Origin of the sequence: Stappia indica, assembly GCF_009789575.1 — a bacterium.
Taxonomy (GTDB): Bacteria; Pseudomonadota; Alphaproteobacteria; order Rhizobiales; family Stappiaceae; genus Stappia; species Stappia indica_A.
Window position 1 is genome coordinate 150,297 of record NZ_CP046908.1, and the last position, 18,459, is coordinate 168,755.

Below are 18,459 nucleotides of genomic sequence, written 5' to 3' on the forward strand. Positions count from 1 at the left end.
CGATGATCCCCGCAAACTATCGCTGCCCAATGTGCACACGCTATGATATTCGGCAGCTCGCAAAGATGGTGACCATGACGCCGAATATCGATCCCGACTCCGCATCCCCGATCTCCGGGATACATCCGGCCCTTGCATCCGCCCTGGACGCCAAGGGATACAACCAGCTGACGCCGGTCCAGCTGGAGATGACGAACGAGAAGTACGGCCAAGCGGACCTGCTCGTCTCGGCACAGACCGGGTCGGGAAAGACGATCGCCTTCGGTATTGCCATCGCGTCGACCTTGCTCGGCAGCGCAACACGCTTTGACGTCGCTGCCGCGCCGCTGGGGCTGATCATCGCTCCGACGCGCGAGCTTGCCATTCAGGTTCAGCGGGAACTCGCCTGGCTCTATGCGGAGACGCAGATCAGAATCGCGACCTGCGTGGGCGGCATGGACATCCGCAACGAGCGCCGCGCGCTCGAACGCGGCGCCCATCTCGTCGTCGGCACGCCCGGGCGCCTGCGCGATCACATCACGCGCGGGGCGCTGGATCTTGGCGGCATTCGCGCGGTGGTGCTCGATGAAGCCGACGAGATGCTGGATCTCGGTTTTCGAGACGACCTGGAATTCATCCTCGGCGCGTCACCCAAGGAGCGCCGGACACTGCTGTTCTCGGCGACCGTGAGGCGAGGCATTGCCGAGCTGGCCAAGACGGTGCAGACCGACGCGGTGCGTGTCGCGACAATCGCGACCACCGAACAACATGCCGACATCGAATATCAGCTCATGCTGGTGCGGCGCGACGAGCGCGAACACGCCATCATCAACACGTTGCTGGAGTCCGACAGCAAGAGCGCCCTGGTGTTCTGCCACACGCGCGAAGCGGTTCGCCACCTCACGGCGCGCCTCGTCAATCGCGGCTTCTCAGTGGTGTCGCTGTCCGGTGAGATGGCGCAATCGGAGCGGTCGAATGCGCTGCAGGCCATGCGCGACGGACGCGCGCGCGTCTGCGTGGCGACCGATGTGGCGGCACGCGGCATCGACCTTCCGAACCTCGACCTCGTGGTCCATGCCGACTTGCCGAGCAAGCCGGAGACCCTGCTGCATCGTTCCGGACGCACCGGGCGCGCCGGCCGCAAGGGCGTCTGCGTGCTCATCGTTCCGGAAAACAGGCGCGGTGCCGCTCAGCGCGTGCTGGCATTTGCGCAGCTGACAGCGACCATGCGCTCGGCTCCCGGCATTGCGGAGATCGAGGCGCGCTACCGCCGGCAGATCCTCGATGCTGCCGGCTCGGCGGCGCTTCCCGATGACCTGGAGGCAGATTTCGTGGCCGAGTTGCTGGAGCGGGCCGGGCCGCAGCGCATTGCGGCCGCCTTCCTCCGCCAGAATTTGGCCGCGCATCCGGTTCCTGAAGACCTCTTGCCGCTGCCTGTCGAAGCACTGCAGAGCCGTGGCCCCAGCCGTGCCCATCGGTCTGGCGAGGACCGTGCACCGACCCGCGAGCCGCGCGGCCCGAGCATGGAGAACGGCGTCTGGTTCACCATTTCGCTCGGGCGCAGGCACCGCGCCGACCCGAAATTCCTGTTGCCGATGATCTGCAACGCCGGCGGTGTGACAAAACGCGATGTCGGCGCGATCAGGATCGACGAAAGCGAAACCCGTTTCGAGATTTCCGGCGACAAGGCCGGCAGTTATGCTTGGCAGATCATGCAGCCTGGCAGCCTCGAGAAGGGCATCAGGATCGCCCCGGTCGGCGAGGTACGCATGGCACCGAGGCAATTCAAGCCGAAATTCAAGCAGGATGACAAGCCTGCCCGCAAGGGCCGGCCCGCGGCGGCCGAACGCGGCAAGCCGCCCAAGCACAAGGGCCGCAAGCCGAAGCGCCCTGATTGATCGGGGCGCGCCGCAGCGCTCGCTTGTCGAATGGCCGGGCGCTGCCGATCCCTTGAACGCTGATGTCTTCCAAGATCCGCCGGCCTTTCCGGTCGGCAGGATGACGCGCGCGCTTTTCACCAAGGCCGAGTGTCGGCGCCCTGAGTGAAGGGCTGGCTGGCATAGGGGGCATCCGGCACGCGCGTTGTCGCAGGCGGATCCGTGTCTCAGCCATTTCCGGCAACACGTTGATGCGACTTTGCATTGTATTGTTTGTGCGGTGTTTATCTTTCGTTGAGGGACTTCGTGCGTAGGTGCTGCGGTTGAACCGGCAGCCCCGGCGCGGCCCCGTTCGGGGGCATGCATCGGAAGGGCCCGGGGGGAGGCCTGCCGATGCGGCAGGCCAGAAAGAAGGATGCCGGAATGTGCAAGGACCATGACTATGCCGTGTCGCGGCGCGGCCTGCTCGGGCTCGGTGCGGCGGCGGCTACGACCGCCTTTGCAGGCGGGTTCGCGCTGCCGGGCAAGGCAAGCGCCCAGCAGGCGGCCAGCGCACCCAACGACATTTCTCCCGACGAGGCGCTGGCGCGGCTTGTCGAAGGCAACGCGCGTTATGTCGCCGATTCCGGCTGCAACGGGGACTTCTCCGTCGGACGTGCCGCCCGGGCCGGGGTGCAGTATCCCTTTGCCGGAATCCTGTCCTGCGCCGATTCGCGCGTCGCACCGGAATTGCTTTTCGACCACGGGCCGGGCGAACTTTTCGTCATGCGCGTCGCGGGCAATTTCGTCGATGTCAGCGGTCTTGCCAGCATCGAGTATGGCGTTGCCGTTCTGGGCATCCCGCTTCTCGTCGTGATGGGGCACACCAATTGCGGTGCCGTCTCCGCCACCATCAATGTGGTGGAGGAGGGAACGGTGCTGCCGGGGCACCTGCCGGATCTCGTCGGCATGCTGAAGCCGGGCGTTGAGGCAGCGCTGGCCGAAAAGCCGGCCGATCCGCTCGCCGCCGCGACCCGTGCCAACGTCGTCCACAATGTCGAGAAGTTGAAGGCGGCCGGACCGATCGTTGCCGAGGCGGTTGCTGCGGGCAAGGTGCGTGTCGTCGGGGCGATCTATGACATTGCCACCGGCAAGGTCGAGTTCATCTGACCTTTGCATTGGCGGCGCGAGGAACCTCGCGCCGCCATCGCCTGTCCCGGCCGGCAGCAGCGCTTACGCGAAGCCGCGCTTCTTCAGCAGCGGACCGGCATCGGGTAGTGCGCCTCGGAAGGCGACATAGGCATCCTTCGGATCCTGCCTGCCGCCGGCGGAATAGATCGCCTCGCGCAGGCGCCGGGCGAGCTCGGCGTTGAAGATATCGCCGGTTTCCTCGAACGCGGTAAAGGCGTCCGCGTCCATCACTTCCGACCACATGTAGCTGTAGTAGCCGGCCGAATAGCCGTCGCCCGAGAACACATGGGCGAAATGGGTCGGCCGGTGGCGCATGGTGATTTCCGCCGGCATGCCGATGCGGGTCAAGGTCTCGTGCTCCAGTGCCGCGATGTCCGCCTCGCCATCCGCCCGGCGGGTGTGCACGTCGAGGTCGAAGAGCGCGGAGGAGAGATACTCGACCGTTGAAAAGCCCTGGTTGAAGTTGCGTGCTGCCAGCACGCGCTCCATCAGCTCGGCCGGCATCGGCTCGCCCGTCTCCACATGCACGGCAAAGCGCGACAGCACCTCGGGTTCGGACAGCCAGTGCTCGTAAAGCTGCGAGGGCAGTTCCACGAAGTCCCGCGCCACCGAGGTTCCGGAGATCATCGGATAGGTCACATCCGACAGCAGCCCGTGCAAGGCATGGCCGAACTCGTGGAACAGCGTGCGCGCGTCGTCGAAGGTCAGCAGCGTCGGCTGGCCCTTCGGCGCCTTGGCGAAGTTCATCACGTTGACGATGATCGGGCGGATGTTGCCGGCGAGCTTCTCCTGGCGGCGATACGCGCTCATCCAGGCACCGCTGCGCTTGGTCGAGCGGTTGAAATAGTCGCCGAGGAACAGGCCGACATGACCGCCATCCGCGTCCAGCACCTCGAAGGCGCGCACGTCCGGATGGTAGAGTTTCAGCCCCTCCACCTCACGGAAAGTGAGGCCGAACAGCCGCCCGGCAGTGTGGAACGCCGCCTCGATCATCTTCTCCAGCTGGAAGTATGGCTTGAGCTCGGCCTCGTCGAGCGCATGGTCGCGCTGGCGCAGCTTTTCCGCATAGAAGCGCCAGTCCCAGGGCGAGATGGCGATATTGTCGCCACTCTCGGCCGCAAGCTTTTGCAGTGCTTCCGCTTCGGTGCGTGCCTGTGCCACGGCCGGGGTCCACACGGTCTCCAGCAGCTCACGCACCGCATCCGGGGTGCCGGCCATCGTGTCGTCCAGCTTGTAGGCGGCAAAACTGTCGAAGCCCAGCAGGCGGGCCCGTTCGTCCCGCAGCTTCAGGATCTCGGCGATGATCACGCGGTTGTCCGTGTCGCCGCCCGTCTCGCCGCGCGAGATCCAGGCCTTGAACGCCGTCTCGCGCAAATCGCGACGGGTCGAGAACTGCAGGAAGGGCTCGATCAGCGAGCGCGACAGGGTGATGACATGCTTGCCCGGATGACCGCGCTCGCTGGCGGCCTCCGCCGCCGCCTGGCGCAGGAACCCCGGCAGGCCGGCAAGATCCTCCTCGCTTTCCAGCAGCAGCTGATAACCGGCCTCGTCCGCCAGCACATTCTGGGAAAACTGCGTGCCCAGTACGGCGAGGCGCTGGGTGATTTCCGCCATGCGAGTACGGCCGTCTTCATCGAGGTCAGCGCCGGCCCGGGTGAACATGCGGTGGTAGCGTTCCAGGACGCGGGCTTGCTCCTCGTCAAGGCCGAGGCTGTCGCGCGTCTCCCAAAGGGCGGCGACACGCGCGAACAGGGCCTGGTTGAGCAGCGTCTCGCTGGAATGACGCGCAAGCTTCGGCGCGATATCGCGCTCGATCCGCTGCAACTCCTCGGACGTATGGCTGCCCGCAAGGTTGAAGAACACGGAAGCAACCCGTGTCAGCTCGCGGCCCGAGAGCTCCATCGCCTCGATCGTATTGGCAAAGCTCGGCGCCTGCGGATCCGCCGCGATGCCATCCACTGCCTGCCGCGCCAGCTTCAGCGCCGCGTCGAAGGCCGTTTCGTAATGCCACGGCTCGATCTCGCCGAACGGCGGCAACCCGAACGGGGCGGTCCACTCGGCGAGCAGCGGGTTGCGGTCGGCGACGGGGGCGTCGGTCATGAACTGATCCTTGAAAACATGGTCCGAGGAGAGGGCAGCGCCGGTAGGATCCGGCAGCTTCACCTTGCAATATGGGTTCGCTCCGGTCGCCTGTCAGCCCCCGCCGTGGCGTGTGTGAGCTACAATCCCGCCCATGTCAGCGCCAGCGAGACCGTGATCACGCCGGCGGTGGTCGACAGCAGGATGGCGGCCGAAAGCTGCTGGAGGAAGATGCCGTAGCGCTCGGCAACGACGAAGACATTGCCGGCGATGGGGAGCGAGGCGACAACGACCAGCACGGCGGTATTCGCCGCGTCGAGGCCAAGCAACAGTGCTGCGGTGAAAACGGCGAGCGGATGCACGAACAGCTTCATCACGATCATCAGCGAAATCGCGCCCACCTCGCCTTCGACCCGCCGGGAGGCAAGCTGCACGCCGAGAGAGAACAGCGCTGTCGCGCCGGCTGCGTCACCGAGGAAGTTGAGGAGATTGTCGCCGGCCGGCGGCAGTTTTCCGCCGGCAAGTGACAGGATCGTGCCGCCGACGATCGCCAGCACGAACGGGTTGAAGATGACGCCTTTCGCCACGGTGGCGACCAGCCGGACGCTGGCGCCCTTGCCCGAGGCCCATTCCAGAAGACCGATGCAGAGCGGGATGAAGATCGTCAGGTCCAGGACCAGCACCACCGCCATCGGCGCGGCTGCCCGGTCGCCGAACGCCGCAAGCATCAACGGCAGTCCGAGAAAGCCGATATTGCCGATGGTCGCAGCCTGGCCGCTGACAGCCATTTGGGCCAGGCCGCCGCCGCACAGGAGACGCATCGCCAACATGGCCAGGGCAAAGGTGACACCGCCCGCCAGAACCCAGACCGGCACCATCGGCCCGGTCAGGGCGGCGATGATGTCCTGCCCGGCGAGCGCGCGGATGACCAGCGCCGGCATGGCGAAGTTGAAGACGAAGACATTCAGGCTGCGCACCGCTCCGTCCGGCATCCAGCCGCGCTTTGCTGCGAAAAATCCGAATGCGATGACGGCGAAAAAGGGTCCCGTGATCGAGAGCGTCAACAGCATGGCATTGCAATCCTTGGTTGAAATGACAGTGGAGGCTCCGGCACGCCTGGCTTGAATGCGAGGGATTGGACTCAGGATTCGTTAAGAGGGGACGCGGATACTGTGCAGATCATGTCGGCCCTGTCCATCTCCCTTTCCGGCCTCCAGGCCGCAGGTCAGCGTTTCGAGGCTTCCGCGCGCCGCATCGTTGCGGCTGGCGCCGAGGCAGGCAACGCCCTGGTTGCTGCGAACAGTAGCGGGGCAGGGGATGCCGGGCCGCAGGGACCTCCTCCTGCAACGGGCGCACCGGGGATCGGCTTTTCGCCCGATATGGCGGGCGCGATGGTCGACATGATGCAGGCGGAAAATGCCTTCAAGGCGAACGCAAAGGTCGCAGGCCGCATCAGCGACATGCAGAAGGCCTATCTCGACATGATGGCCGAGCGACCCGACCGCTGAGCCGCCCTACGGCACCAGCCAACGGCCTTTCCATTCAGGTGCTTCACCCAGTTCATTGAACGAAAAGGCTGCCCGCCTATGGCCCTCATGAGCAAGGTGCAGCCACTCGATGCGATGGATGCGGGCGAGCAGGACGCAGAACTGGCTGCGCCCCTCGTCGGCGGCGTCATGATCGAACGCGACCTCATCCGGGTGCTCCACCTCGGCTCCCGGCGCTGCCGTGACCCGGTAACAGATCCTGCTCAAGGACCGCGAGGCAGTCCAGGCCGCCTCGACCTCGTCGCCGTCGGTCTCAATGGACAGGCTGGCGGCAAGGCGCAGCTGGATGCCGGAAGGCTTGTCGTAGATATGGATGGCGCCGGAGGGCACCCGCGCCACTTGCGCGATCTTGGCGCTGCGGCGGTCGGTGTGAAAGCGCAGCAACCGGCGTTCCGGCTCAGCGGCGCGCAGCACAATGGTGCGCAACTCGGGCAAGCCCTGCTCGTCGAGCGTTGCAACGGTCGGCACATGGAAGGCCGAGTGGCGCGATGTGGCCCCCTCCTGCAGAAGCCGCCAGCATTCGGCCAGCGTCAGATCGAGATCGTCGCGAAAGGCGGGAAGCGGCTCGCCGGTCATCTCGCCCAGCCTCAGACCTTGTAGAAGTCGCGATACCACTCGACGAAGGCACGCACGCCGTCTTCCACCGAGGTGCGGGGGCGGAAGCCCGTCGCCTGCGTCAGGTCGTCGACATCCGCCCAGGTGGCCAGAACGTCGCCCGGCTGCAACGGCATGTAGTTGCGGGTCGCCTTGACGCCGCAGGCCGCCTCGATGGCATCGACGTAGCGCAGCAGCTTCACCGGCTCGGAATTGCCGATATTGTGGATGCGATAGGGAGCGGAGCTGGTCGCCGGGTCGGCGGCCGCCGCATCCCAATCCTCGTTGACCGCCGGTGGCCGGTCGGCGATGCGCACGATGCCCTCGACGATGTCGTCGACATAGGTGAAGTCGCGCAGCATCTCGCCATTGTTGTAGATATCGATCGGCTCGCCCGACAGGATCGCGCGGGTGAACTTGTAGAGCGCCATGTCCGGCCGCGCCCAGGGACCGTAGACGGTGAAGAAACGCAGGCCCGTCAGCGGGATGCGGAAGAGGTGGGCATAGCTGTGCGCCATCGCCTCGTTCGCCTTCTTCGTCGCCGCATAAAGCGAGATCGGATGGTTGCCGCCGCGATGGGGCGACAGCGGCATCGTCTCGTCGAGTCCGTAGATGGAGGAGGTGGAGGCGAAGACCACATGGTCGACCGGATGGGCGCGCGCCGCCTCCAGCACGGTCAGGAAGCCGGTGACATTGGCATCCACATAGGCCTGGGGTGCCTCCAGCGAGTAGCGCACGCCCGGCTGGGCCGCCAGATGGACGATGCGCTGCGGCGCGTGCTCGGCCATCAGCGCCATCACTGCATCGCGGTCCTCCAGCGAGATCCTTGCCTCGGTGAAGTTCGGATGCCGGCACAGAATCTCCACCCGCGCTTCCTTCAGCGCCGGATCGTAATAGGGGCTGACGCAGTCGAGGCCGATCACATGCCATCCGTCGGCCAGCAGGCGGCTGGCCAGATGGAAGCCGATGAAACCGGCCGAGCCCGTGACGAGGATCTTGCGCATGGGCGGGATCAGCCGTTCAGCAGCGACTGCAGCAGCGGCCGCAACTCGCGGGCCAGCTCCTCGTCCTCCAGCGCGAAGGCGATGTTGGCGGCAAGGAAGCCGGACTTGGAGCCGCAGTCGTAGGTCTCGCCCTCGAAGCGCAGGCCGGTGAAGGGCTGCATGCCCATCAGCGAGATCATCGCGTCGGTAAGCTGGATCTCGCCGCCGGCGCCCGTCTCCTGGCTGCCCAGTAGCTGGAAGATCTCCGGCTGCAGGATGTAGCGGCCGTTGATGAAGAGGTTCGTCGGTGCGGTGCCCGGCGCGGGCTTTTCGACCATGCCGGTGATGGAGAAGGTGCGCGCGCTTGCATCGCCGTCGACCTCGACGATCCCGTAATTCTGGGTCTGGTCCTCCGGCACGGCCTCGACCGAGATGACGTTGCCGCCGCTCTCGTTATAGACCTCGACCATCTGCGACAGGCAGCCCGGCTCGGACTTCATCAGCATGTCGGGCAGCAGGATCGCGAAAGGCTCGTTGCCGATGATGTCGCGGGCGCACCAGATGGCGTGGCCGAGGCCCAACGGCTCCTGCTGGCGGGTGAAGCTGGTGGTGCCGGGGGCCGGGCGGATCGCCTCGAGCAGCTTCAGCGCCGACGCCTTGGAGCGAGACCGCAGCGTGTCCTCCAGCTCGTAGGCGATGTCGAAGTGATCCTCGATCACGTGCTTGTTGCGCCCGGTGACGAAGACGATGTGCTCGATGCCGGCGTTGCGCGCCTCGTCGACCACATACTGGATGATCGGCCGGTCGACGATGGTCAGCATCTCCTTGGGGAGGGCCTTCGTCGCGGGCAGGAAACGGGTGCCGAGGCCTGCCACCGGAAGGACTGCCTTGCGGATCTTCTTGTTCTGCATGAAGCGCGTTTTCCGTGTCTGGTGGAATCGGGAGGCGGCACGGGCCGCAACGTAACCTGAAAGGATGACGGAACCAAGTTGGCGAAAAGAATGGCGGCACAACGGCTTCGCGTCATACCCGCCGAACGATGACACGAGGATTGCGGCAAGGATCGGGCAGCCGTGATGGCATCTCCGGCGCGCGAGGTGCTTGCACCCGCTCGCCATGCGGACTACTGACGGGCGGAACGCGCCAGCGGGCGGGGCAGCCCACGCATTCGGGCAGGCCCAGCAGGAGAGACGAGCTGCCATGAACCAGACATGCAATCGAACCGTGACCGTCGGGAATGTCGCCTTCTCGCAGGATGCGCCGCTGTCGCTGATCGCCGGACCCTGCCAGATGGAAAGCCGGGCGCATGTGCTGGAATGCGCCGCCGCGGTGAAGGAAATCGCCGACGACCTCGGCATTTCCGTCGTCTTCAAGGCCTCGTTCGACAAGGCCAACCGCACCTCCATCGCCGCCTCGCGCGGCGTCGGCCTCAATGAAGCTTTGCCAGTCTTCGCCGAGATCCGCGAGACTTACGGCATGCCGGTGCTGACCGACATTCACTCCGCCGACCAGTGCGCCCCGGTGGCCGAGGTCGTCGACGTGCTGCAGATCCCGGCCTTCCTCTGCCGCCAGACCGACCTGCTGGTCGCCGCCGCGAAGACCGGCGCGATCATCAACGTCAAGAAGGGCCAGTTCCTCGCCCCCTGGGACATGAAGAACGTGCTCGCCAAGATCGTCGAGACCGGCAATCCCAACGTGCTCCTGACCGAGCGCGGCGCCTCCTTCGGCTACAACACCCTTGTGTCCGACATGCGCGCGCTGCCGATCATGGCGCAGACCGGCGCGCCGGTCGTCTTCGACGCGACCCACTCGGTGCAGCAGCCGGGCGGGCAGGGCACTTCCTCGGGCGGCGACCGCACCATGGTGGCGGTGCTGGCGCGCGCGGCCGTGGCCGTCGGCGTTGCCGGCGTCTTCATCGAGACTCACCCGGACCCGGACAACACCATTTCCTCCGACGGGCCGAACATGATCGCGCTCAAGGACCTGAAGGAGCTGCTCGCCGACCTGATGGCCTTCGACCGCATTGCCAAGTCGCGCCCGCGCGGCATCTGACACTGCCTTTTCCTTGTCGCCCGGCTCGGCTAGGAACAGCCGGACGGGGACAAGTCTGACCACCCTTTTGGAAAGTCCCACCCGCAGGGAGACGAGAATGACCGCAATTGTCGACATCACCGCCCGCGAGATCCTCGACAGCCGGGGCAACCCGACCGTCGAGGTCGACGTGTATCTGGAAGACGGCGCCTTCGGGCGGGCCGCCGTGCCCTCCGGCGCCTCGACCGGCGCGCATGAGGCGGTGGAGCTGCGCGACGGCGGCGCCCGCTACCTCGGCAAGGGCGTGCAGAAGGCGGTCGACGCGGTCAACACCGAGATCTTCGACGCCATCGGCGGCCTGGATGCGGAAGACCAGATCAAGATCGACGAGGCGATGATCGCCCTCGACGGCACGCCGAACAAGGCGCGCCTCGGAGCCAACGCCATCCTCGGCGTGTCGCTGGCCGTCGCCCGCGCCGCGGCCCAGTCGGCCGGCCTGCCGCTCTACCGCTATGTGGGCGGGGCCGGCGCGCGCCTGCTGCCCGTGCCGATGATGAACATCATCAACGGCGGCGCCCATGCGGACAACCCGATCGACGTGCAGGAATTCATGATCATGCCGGTCGGCGCCGACACGCTGGCCGATGCCGTGCGCATGGGCGCGGAGGTCTTCCACACCCTGAAGAAGGGCCTGAAGGACGCCGGCCACAACACCAATGTCGGCGACGAGGGTGGCTTTGCCCCGAACCTCGCCTCGACCGAGGACGCACTCGGCTTCATCATGAAGTCCATCGAGAAGGCCGGCTACCGCCCGGGCGAGGACATCTGCCTCGCGCTCGACGCCGCCTCCACGGAGTTCTTCAAGGACGGCAAGTATCACCTCGACGGCGAGGGCAAGGTGCTCGGCCCGGACGAGATGGCCGCCTATCTCGCCGATTTCGTCGGCCGCTACCCGATCATCTCCATCGAGGACGGCATGGCCGAGGACGACTGGGCCGGCTGGAAGGCGCTGACCGATCTGGTCGGCTCCAAGTGCCAGCTCGTCGGCGACGATCTCTTCGTCACCAATTCGGTGCGCCTGCGCGAAGGCATCAAGAAGGGCGTCGCCAACTCGATCCTGGTCAAGGTCAACCAGATCGGCACCCTGACGGAGACGCTGGACGCGGTCGACACCGCGCACAAGGCGGCCTACACCGCCGTCATGTCGCACCGTTCGGGCGAGACCGAGGACAGCACCATCGCCGACCTCGCCGTCGCCACCAATTGCGGGCAGATCAAGACCGGCTCGCTGGCCCGTTCCGACCGGCTCGCCAAGTACAACCAGCTCATCCGCATCGAGGAAGAACTGGGCGAGCAGGCCCGCTACGCCGGCCGCAGCATCCTGAAGGGCTGATCGGGCCCTTACGCCTCAACGCCTGAAACAATGAAACCCGGTGCGCTCCCCGCGCACCGGATTTTGTTTGAGGGTAACTTAAGATAATTGCTAGAACATCAAAATAACCCAGTTTTCTAGCTAGCCGATTGTATCATTCTCTTGGCTATGGCGCGATCTATAACGGCCCTTATTGAACTATCGACGTTCTGAAATTTAATTCTTGACATAAATGTGAGCGGTCCGAGTAAGACAAACAACCTGCCAAATACCTCATCGGCAAAGCTGCTTGATATTATAGTTATATCTGTAAAATCTACAAGTATTTCTTTATCATTTTCTGATCTTATTAGATTTTCTATATGCAGTCTCGCGCCAATTCCCGCTTCGCGAGATCCAAAATATTTGCACTCTCGTGACATGGAAAAGATATAAGCCTCCCTATCCCCTAATTCATGCTGCCTCTCAAGGTAATCAAATCCTGGTTCATGAATTTTCTCTTTGAACATAAGTGCGTTCTCGATCAGCTTTTCATCTCCGCATTCAACGCGGCAAATTACTGCTGTGCCGGGGTACAGTCTTGTTCCGGATACAGTCTTGACACGGCCAGTTCCCTCAGCACTTAATATCGCTTTGCCAGATATTAGTTCAAATTTTCCGTGGGAGAGCGTAGCGACACGAAAAGCGCCATAAAGTCCATTACCTTGATTTGTTGCGGGATTCCTAGTCACGCCCTCCTTAATTGCTCTCTCCAGAGCTTTTCTGTCGTCTTTTTCTCCCAGTGATCTTTTGATGCCAATTCCTGCGTCTGCCACTACAAACTCGATAATCTCACGGTTCTCGGATTTGATGGTACTTGCTTGTATAACTCCTCCAGTAGGGGAGTTGGCGTGATTTAATACATTATCTGTAATCTCGTTTACAGACCATTCCAAGGCAGCTATTTGTCGCCTCTTAAGCGGAACCGTCTTTAATATCATAGACATTATGCGATCAATTGACTCAGTAAGTTCGTCCGAATTTAAAAATCTTGAGGCTGGAAGGTGGTGATCATCTTCAAAGGTAGACGCTTCATTTTCAGTTTCATTTATCAGGTATGCCCAATTTGCGTTGTGAAAAATATTTCTTGCAGCTGCGTTTTCTGGTCTCACGATTGAAAAATCTATTCCATCGCGACGATAATGACGAATTAGCGCTATTGCCGGAATCATAAAAGATTCCCGAACAGGATATGCTTCTGTGAAGTTTAAGGATATATCTTTGTATCCTCGCGCGATTATTGTTTGATGAAGCGCGCTCGAGAAATGGAATACACTTCTGGATGCGAGTGTTCCTTTAAGGTTAATGGTATTATTTTCCCATCTAATTGAAGTTGGAACTTTCATTTTTCCTCACTGAAAATCAGGCTCCTATCCCGCTTTCGTCTCATAGGCATGCTTGATCGCGGCGGCGAGGGTTTCCGGCTTCTCCGCACCCATGACGATGAAGCGCTCGTCGATGATGAAGGCGGGGACGCCGGTGACGCCGATGCGGTGGGCCTGTTCGACGGCGGCGGTGATCTTGTTGCGGTCGGAATCCGTCGGCAGCAGCTCGGCGACGAGATCCGACATCATGCCGACATCTGCGGCGGCCGAGACCAGCGTCTGCGGGTCGCTGAGGTCCGCGCCTTCCAGGAAATAAAGGCGGAACAGGCGCTCGGCCATCTCGCTCTGCAGCCCGTCGGCGCGCGACCACAGCAGCAGGCGGTGGCAGTCCAGCGTGTTGGGCGAGGTGCGGATGCGCTCGAAAGCGAAGGGGATGCCTTCCTGCAGGCCGGCGGCGGCGATCTGTTCGTGCAGCGCATCGATGCGCGCCTGGCTGCCGAACTTCTCCATCAGGTAGTGCTGGCGGTCCTTGCCCTGCGGCGGAATGGTCGCGTCCAGCTGGTAGGGCTGCCAGCGCAGGGCAACCGGAACGTCCGGCAGGCTCGCCAGCGCCTTTTCCAGCCGCCGCTTGCCGATATAGCACCAGGGGCAGACCACGTCGGAAATGACGTCGATGGGCATTGCGGCCTGATCGGGCGAGGCTGCCTGCTGCCTGTTTGCGGTATCCGTCTCGGCTGGCATGGGCAGTCCTTTCAAGGGTTGCGCAAGAAGCGTGAAATGGGCGCGTCAGGCGAAGGCGGTGCTGGTGACGATGGCGCCGATCCGCCGGCGGATGCGCTCCTGCGCCTCCGCATCCCGCAGCACGGCGATATCGCCCAGCCCCTCGACCGTAGCAACAAAATCCTCGTCGCGCGATGCGGCAAGCGTCGCCGAAAGGACGGGGTTGACAGAAGAAACGGCGAAAGGACCGTCGTTGGCGGCAAGGGAGGCGAGCGGCGGCGGCGCGATATGCGCCAGATTGAGGGTCAGCGGCTCCAACCCGCGCAAGGCCAGCGCGCCGCCCAGGGCCGCAAGATAGCGCTCGAACGCCGCCCGCGGCAGCGCCGGCAAACCCTTGCCCGAACGATGACGCGGGCGATAGCCGGCCAGCACCCGATCGGCAAGAGCCCGGCGCGCGCCGGCCCGCAACAGGCACAGGAGATGCCGGGCGAGGATCTGCGGCGCGACCGCGCGGGGCACGCAGTCGCTGGCGCCACTCGTCAGCAGGGCGGCAGCCTCCGCCTCGTCCGCGCACAGCGCCAGCACGGGCAGGGCGATATGGCGCGGATCGGCGCGAAGGCGGCCGAGAAGCTCGGCCGCGCGGGAGGCGGGCAGGTCGGCCACCATCAGCCGGGCAGGGGCGTCCTCCAGTGCGGCGAGCGCGGCCTCCGCCGTGAGGCAGCCTCGCAGGTCGAGCGCCGCAAGGTGGGCGCCGAGCGCCATGCCGATACGGGCACTGTCGCCGGCGACCAGCACCGGAATGCCGCGGGAGAGGTCCTGGGTTGGGGCTGCTGTCGGCAAGGCGCCTGCGGCCAGAGGGCCGAAGGTAGCCCGGCGCAGCCGCGCTTCCTCCATCCGCCGCGCCTGGCGCACGGTCTCGGCCAGCCGCTCCAGCGCAAGCTCCGGCGGGCAGGCGGCAGACAGGGTCGCGTCCGGCAGGGCCGCCTCGTCGCTTTCGGGTGCGGAGACGGGATCGGTACACAGCACGACGCGCGGCACGTGCACGCCTTTGGCGCGCGCCTCCGGGAACCTGCAGGCGGTTTTGCCGGCAAGGCTCACCACCGCGTCGGGCAAGTGGGAGCCATGCTCGCCGGCCCATGAGATATCGGCGCGTTCGCCCCAGGCAAGGGCAAGACGCGCAAGCGGACCGTCCGGGCGCTGCGCGGGCCCGTCCAGCAGCACCGACAGGCGGCGGGCGGCCTCCCGGCTCATGCGACCTGCGAGTGGCCGAAGCCGGCGCGGGTGGCCAGCGCCTCGCGGTCGACCTTGCCGGCCGCATTGCGCGGCAGGGCGGCGACGGGCAGCACCCGGTGCGGCACCTCGGCAAGGCTGGCGTGCTCGGCCTCCAGATAGGCGTAGAAGCCCTCCACATCGAACAGCAGGCCGTTCTGCGGCACCAGGGCGGCATAGAGCCGGGCGCCGAGAATACCGTCTTCCACGAGGAAGGCGGCCGCCTCTCGGATGCCGGGGAAGGCGGCATAGAGCGCGTCCAGCGTCGGCAACGAACCGACGCCCGGCGCCATCTGCCCCGGAATGCCGAAGCCGGTGATGCCGTGCTCGGTCTGGCGCAGCGGCAGCAAGGTGTCGACGAAGCCGGCCTTGTCGGTCGGCATGCGCACCTTGCAGGCGGGCCAGGCCGAATCCGGCACCATGGCGCCGCGCACCTTCAGCGTCGCCGGGCTGACTTCGGTGTCGATGGCGATTTCCAGCAGCGCCGGCGCCTGCGGGGCGGAGGAGGGCGAGCCGACGCGCCCGCTCGGCAGCGGGCGGGGCAGGGCGCTGCCCTCGCGCATGCGGGCGACCATGGCGAATTCGTCGGCGATGTGCAGGTCGACCATCTCGCGGTTGCTGGCATGGGGGGCGGGTGCGGGCGAATGCGCCTGCCAGACCGGCACGATGCGGCAGTCGGGCCGCTCGATCCGCCGGTCGAGCGCCGGCACCAGGGCGCCGGGGCACAGCACGATGTCGGCCTTGACCGCATCCGCATGGGCGGCGAGCCGGCGCAGCGAGGCGGGATGGTGCAGATGCAGCGTGCCGCCCGACAGCAGCCAGGGCACCAGGCCGGCGCCGATGCCGGTCATGCCGGTGAGCGCGTAAGGGAGCAGGAAGCTCGGTGCCTGCGGCAGGGAGAGCTCGAGATAAGGCATCAGGCCGCAGGCGACCCACTGGTTGTGGCTGCGGGCGATGGGCAGCGGCTCGCCGCTGGTGGAGCGGGTCCAGGTCAGCGTCGCGACATGGTCGGCGGCGTTCTGGTCGCGGCGGATCGGCGCGGGCTCCATGTCCTCGGGCAGCTCGTTCAGGATCTGCTCCACCTCCATCAGGCCATCGGCGACATCGCGCCCCAGGCCGAAGACGAAGCGCAGCGCGAAGAGATCGGCAGCGGTGTCGCGCGCCTCCAGCCCGATGGAGCGCCCGCCGAAGCTCTCGCCGGCGACCAGCGCCTTGGCGCCGGCACGGGTCAGGGCCTCCAGCACGTTCTTCTGGCGCCAGTGCAGCGGCAGCGGCGCGACGACCAGCCCGGCGCGCAGGGCCGCCAGCAGGGCGATGACCGCATCCACCGTGCCGGCGCTCTGCAGGCCGATGACGTTGTCGTGCTTCAGCCCGACGGCGGCGAAAAAGGCTGCCAGCCGGCTGATCTCCGCATCGGCCTCGGCATAGGTGAGGCGGCGCGGCACCTCGCGAAAGCCGCCTGCGGCCTCGTCCGGATCGCACAGGGCGAGCCGCTCGGGATGGGCGGCGGCCGTCTTGCGGAACAGCGCATCCAGCGTGACACGGCCCCAGATGCCGCTCTGCCGGTGTGCCTCGATTGTCTTCAGCGGGGTCAGGATCATCTCGTCATTCCCAAGCCACTCAGCGCCTTGCGGCGGCCGACCACCAGGTTTCGAAGCGCGGTCCGGTAATGGACTGTACCTCGGGGCGGCCGATCGCGGTCCAGCGCGCCACCCATTTTTCAGGAAGATGGAACAGGGGCACCACATAGGCACCCGAAATCAGCGCGCGGTCGAAGGCGCGCACGGCAGCGGTGAAGCCTTCCGCATCGCGTGCGGCCAGCATGGCATCGATCGTCGCATCGACCGCCGGGCTTTTCACCCCGGCGTAGTTGAACGAGCCGTCCTGCCCGGCCGCATCGCTGCCCCAGCGGTAGCGCTGCTCGTTGCCGGGAGAGAGCGAGACCAGCCAGGTATTCATCACCAGGTCGTAGTCGAAGGTCTGGCGACGGCGCTGGTACTGCGCGCTGTCGACGGACCGGATCCGCGCCTCGATGCCGATCAGCTTCAGCGCGCGCTGATAGGCCAACGCCAGGCGCTCCTGGTCCTGGGACGCGACGAGGATCTCGAAGGAAAGCGGCGCGCCGCCGGGGTCGCGCAGTGTGCCGCCATCGATGCGGTAGCCGGCCGCGCCGAGCTGTTCCACCGCCGCGCGCAGCACCTTGCGGTCGCGGCCCGATCCGTCGGCATGGGTCGGCTGCCAGGTGCCGGCAAGCACGTCCGGGGCGATCTCGTCCGCGAACGGGGCAAGCAGCGCGCGCTCCGCCTCGCTGGCCGGACGGCCGAGCGAGGAAAGGACGGAATTGTCGAAATAGCCGCCGGTGCGGGCAAAAAGGCCGTGATAGAGGGTGCGGTTCACCCATTCGAAATCGAACAGCATGGCCAGCGCCCGGCGCATCCGCACATCGGCGAAGACCGGCCGGCGGGTGTTGAAGACGAAGCCGTGCATGCCGGCCGGCGTGCCGAGGCGAAAACCCTCCTTGACCACCTTGCCCTCGGCCACCGCCGGGAAGTCGAGCGAGGTGGTCCAGCGCGCCGGGTCGGCCACGGGCAGCACCTGTACCAGCCCCTTCTTGAAGGCCTCGAACAGCGTGTTCTCGTCGCGATAATATTCGATGCTCACCTCATCGAAATTGTAGAGGCCGCGGCGGATCGGCAGATCCTTCGCCCAGTAGTCGGGATCGCGGCGATAGACGATGCGGTTGCCCGGATCGACGCTGTCGATGACGTAGGGGCCGGAGCCGACCGGCGGCACCAGGGTGCTGCGATCGAAGCTCTCGGGGTCGATCGTATGCCTGGCAAAGATCGGCGACATGCCGACCAGCAGCGGCAGCTCGCGGTCGGTGCCGTCGGCGAAGGTGAAGCGGACGCTGCGCTCGCCGGTCTTCTCCATGGCGGTGATGCGGCTGTAGCGTGCGCGGAAATGCGGCCGCCCCTTGTCGCGCAGGATCTCGAAGGAGAAGATCACGTCTTCCACGGTGACGGGCGTGCCGTCGGAGAAGCGGGCCCTTTCGTCGAGGCGGAACTCGATCCAGTCGCGCGCCTCGGGCATGCGCACCGATTCGGCGAGCAGTCCGTAGAGGGTGAAGGGCTCGTCGAGATTGCGCTCCAGCAGGCTCTCGATCACCAGCGCGCCGAAATCCGTGTCGCGGATGCCGCGTGCAGTGGTCGTGCCGCCCTGGACGATGAACTGGTTGAGGCTGTCGAAGGAGCCCTGGACGCCGTGGGTGATCGCGCCGCCGCGCGGTGCGTCCGGATCGGCATAGGGCAGGTGGGAGAAGTCGGCCGGCAGGGCCGGATCGCCATGCATGGCGATGCCGTGGCTCCACGGCACCTCGGCCTCTTGCGCTGCTGCGGCAACCGGCGCAAGCGCAAGCACGGCCGCGGCAAGCAGCTTCGCAAGGAAGAGAATCGGGACTGGTCGCATCTCGGTCAT

15 protein-coding genes are annotated in these 18,459 nt (G+C 65.5%); 5 read left to right on the forward strand and 10 right to left on the reverse strand.

Annotated elements, in window-relative coordinates; all coding sequences use genetic code 11:
* The first annotated feature begins 74 nt into the window (after window positions 1–74).
* Together GH266_RS00765 and GH266_RS00770 are read left to right on the forward strand one after the other, a co-directional pair.
* Window positions 75–1,877 (forward strand): DEAD/DEAH box helicase, encoded by a 1,803-nt coding sequence (locus GH266_RS00765; protein WP_158192187.1) that lies wholly within the window; start codon window positions 75–77, stop codon window positions 1,875–1,877.
* Between the two features lie 402 nt (window positions 1,878–2,279).
* Window positions 2,280–3,005: a carbonic anhydrase gene (locus GH266_RS00770; protein WP_158192188.1), complete on the forward strand. Its 726-nt coding sequence runs from the start codon at window positions 2,280–2,282 to the stop codon at window positions 3,003–3,005.
* Window positions 3,006–3,068: 63 nt separating this feature from the next.
* On the opposite strand, the gene GH266_RS00775 is transcribed toward GH266_RS00770, so the two are convergent.
* Window positions 3,069–5,126, reverse strand: coding sequence for a M3 family metallopeptidase (locus tag GH266_RS00775; RefSeq protein ID WP_158192189.1), 2,058 nt, complete (start codon window positions 5,124–5,126; stop codon window positions 3,069–3,071).
* 119 nt (window positions 5,127–5,245) lie between these two features.
* Window positions 5,246–6,175, reverse strand: coding sequence for an AEC family transporter (locus GH266_RS00780; RefSeq protein ID WP_158192190.1), 930 nt, complete (start codon window positions 6,173–6,175; stop codon window positions 5,246–5,248).
* A gap of 111 nt (window positions 6,176–6,286) precedes the next feature.
* On the opposite strand from GH266_RS00780, the gene GH266_RS00785 reads away from it, so the two are divergent.
* Window positions 6,287–6,613, forward strand: a complete 327-nt coding sequence (locus GH266_RS00785; RefSeq protein ID WP_158192191.1) for a flagellar basal body rod C-terminal domain-containing protein — start codon at window positions 6,287–6,289, stop codon at window positions 6,611–6,613.
* A 6-nt stretch (window positions 6,614–6,619) separates the two neighbouring features.
* On the opposite strand, the gene GH266_RS00790 is transcribed toward GH266_RS00785, so the two are convergent.
* From GH266_RS00790 to galU, 3 genes are read right to left on the reverse strand one after another with little or no spacing between them, the layout of a single operon-like run.
* Window positions 6,620–7,228, reverse strand: coding sequence for a pyridoxamine 5'-phosphate oxidase family protein (locus GH266_RS00790; RefSeq protein WP_158192192.1), 609 nt, complete (start codon window positions 7,226–7,228; stop codon window positions 6,620–6,622).
* An 11-nt stretch (window positions 7,229–7,239) separates the two neighbouring features.
* Complete coding sequence (locus GH266_RS00795; RefSeq protein ID WP_158192193.1) at window positions 7,240–8,250, reverse strand: NAD-dependent epimerase/dehydratase family protein; 1,011 nt, start codon at window positions 8,248–8,250, stop codon at window positions 7,240–7,242.
* A gap of 8 nt (window positions 8,251–8,258) precedes the next feature.
* A complete protein-coding gene (gene galU, locus GH266_RS00800; RefSeq protein ID WP_158192194.1) occupies window positions 8,259–9,140 on the reverse strand; it encodes a UTP--glucose-1-phosphate uridylyltransferase GalU in 882 nt (293 codons plus the stop codon).
* 289 nt (window positions 9,141–9,429) lie between these two features.
* Here galU and kdsA point away from each other — a divergent pair, with 289 nt between their 5' ends.
* Window positions 9,430–10,281 carry a 3-deoxy-8-phosphooctulonate synthase gene (gene kdsA / locus GH266_RS00805; RefSeq protein ID WP_158192195.1) on the forward strand — a complete coding sequence of 284 codons (852 nt, stop codon included), beginning with the start codon at window positions 9,430–9,432 and terminating at the stop codon, window positions 10,279–10,281.
* Between the two features lie 97 nt (window positions 10,282–10,378).
* On the forward strand, window positions 10,379–11,653 hold the full coding sequence (eno, locus tag GH266_RS00810; RefSeq protein ID WP_158192196.1) for a phosphopyruvate hydratase: 1,275 nt from the start codon (window positions 10,379–10,381) through the stop codon (window positions 11,651–11,653).
* Between the two features lie 116 nt (window positions 11,654–11,769).
* Here eno and GH266_RS00815 read toward each other — a convergent pair whose 3' ends face one another.
* The 5 genes from GH266_RS00815 to GH266_RS00835 are packed head-to-tail and all read right to left on the reverse strand — an operon-like array spanning window position 11,770 to window position 18,459.
* Complete coding sequence (locus GH266_RS00815) at window positions 11,770–13,017, reverse strand: STAS-like domain-containing protein (protein WP_158192197.1); 1,248 nt, start codon at window positions 13,015–13,017, stop codon at window positions 11,770–11,772.
* Window positions 13,018–13,041: 24 nt separating this feature from the next.
* A complete protein-coding gene (locus tag GH266_RS00820) occupies window positions 13,042–13,737 on the reverse strand; it encodes a DsbA family oxidoreductase (RefSeq protein ID WP_158192198.1) in 696 nt (231 codons plus the stop codon).
* A 45-nt stretch (window positions 13,738–13,782) separates the two neighbouring features.
* Window positions 13,783–14,967: a hypothetical protein gene (locus GH266_RS00825; protein WP_158192199.1), complete on the reverse strand. Its 1,185-nt coding sequence runs from the start codon at window positions 14,965–14,967 to the stop codon at window positions 13,783–13,785.
* Window positions 14,964–16,586, reverse strand: a complete 1,623-nt coding sequence (locus GH266_RS00830; protein WP_158192200.1) for an AMP-binding protein — start codon at window positions 16,584–16,586, stop codon at window positions 14,964–14,966. The genes GH266_RS00825 and GH266_RS00830 overlap by 4 nt, the downstream gene beginning before the upstream one ends.
* Before the next feature lie 19 nt (window positions 16,587–16,605).
* Window positions 16,606–18,459, reverse strand: a complete 1,854-nt coding sequence (locus tag GH266_RS00835) for an extracellular solute-binding protein (protein ID WP_158192201.1) — start codon at window positions 18,457–18,459, stop codon at window positions 16,606–16,608.